Annotated in this window: 1 protein-coding gene; it reads right to left on the bottom strand. The window is 43.0% G+C overall.

What is annotated here, in order from left to right; translation table 11 throughout:
* Positions 1 to 90: 90 nt before the first annotated feature.
* Positions 91 to 1,293, bottom strand: a complete 1,203-nt coding sequence (locus KHB02_RS22130) for an alanyl-tRNA editing protein (protein WP_420848108.1) — start codon at positions 1,291 to 1,293, stop codon at positions 91 to 93.
* Positions 1,294 to 1,603 lie beyond the last annotated feature (310 nt).

Here is a 1,603-nt window from a genome sequence, read left to right on the forward strand (position 1 = left end):
AAAAAATATTTCAAACAACTCTAATACACTAATTTAGAAAATTCAATTTTAGTATTCACTGAGAAGGGATGTTCATCCAATTTTTTAAATTTATGTGGAAGCCACTTTTAGCGAATCTAGTATATGCTGCAAAAGCACTTCGCTTGAAACTTGAGGGGCACCGCCGCCTTGGGCGAAGGAGTCATTGCCCCCGCCTTTGCCGTTAATGATTTCCAGTCCGCTTTGAATCAACTTATTCATCTTTTCGGTTCGGGACGCCCCTCTAGCACATACTAGCTGGAGCCGGTCTTCATTTTCTGCTGCCAGCACAACCACGACTGCATCATTTTCGCCAGTCACAAGCCTTGCCAGCTTTTGCAGTTCCTGAATCGAACGGTTTTGGAATACTTCACCAATAACACCAGCGGATGATGACTTGCCCAGAAGCTCTTTCGCTTCATATTTTAGTAGGAGCTCTTGCTGCTGCTCCAGTTCCTTCTCCATTGCTTTCCTGCCTTCCAGTAGCCGAATGGCTGCTTGTTCCATCTCTGGTTCTGGTGTATTAAGAAGGTTTGTTAAGCTCAACAACACCTTTTGTTTCTGAGAAAACTGCTTCAGGACACGTTCACCACAGACAAATTGAAGGCGGACCTTTTTCTTCTGTCTTTCCCAATCTAAAATCTTAATTGCCCTTACCTCACCTGTTCCTTTCGGATGCGTCCCGCCGCAGCCGTTATAATCAAAATCCGGAATGATAACGAGGCGGATATCTTCCTTAACCTTCGTCTCTTTTCGTAAAGGGTATTGAGATAATTCCTTCTCGGTCACCCATTTTGTTTCAATCGGTCTATTTTCTAAAATAATTTGATTGGCCAATTCCTCGGCTTTTTCTGCTTCTATAACGGTTAATTGTTCAGTATCCAAGTCAATCGTGACGGTTTCATTACCTAGGTGAAAACCAACAGTTTTATACTCAAATAAATGCTCAAACGCCGCGGACAATATATGTTGGCCGGCATGCTGCTGCATATGGTCAAACCGCCGCTCCCAATCAAGTTCCCCGCATACCTCTTTTTTCTCCAAGGGTAATAGGATCTCAAGGTAATGGCGAATTTCACCATCGACTTCCTCCACATTAACCACTTTGACTCCTTCTATCAAGCCTTTATCAAATGGCTGCCCGCCGCCGGTCGGGTAAAAGGAAGTCTGCGATAACACAACGAACCAATTGCCTGAAGAATCCTGTTCCTGCTTTACAACTTCCGCTGTAAAGGATTTTATGTACGAGTCAGTATAGTACAATTTATTTTCCATCATAAATGCTCGCCTCCGAAGTATTTCACTATACCCATTGTGGAAAAAAATAATCAATTAATCAAGTTAAATGAAAACTCGCCGATTGGCGAATCCGATAGGACGGTTCATGAGGCGTAGTTGAATTTATACTTTCCTATTAGCCAGAGAAAAACCTGCTCCCTCGAAAGGAACAGGTAGAATTGATTAAAGTCGTATTAATTTCATTGAGGGATTATTTTTTTTCTTTTCTTGGGCCAGTAGGAGTGGTCATCTGTGGAAAACCGCCCATTTGCGGGAATCCTTGCTGTGGAACACCGCCCATTTGTGG

Origin of the sequence: Neobacillus citreus (assembly GCF_018343545.2) — a bacterium.
Lineage (GTDB): Bacteria > Bacillota > Bacilli > Bacillales > Cytobacillaceae > Neobacillus > Neobacillus citreus.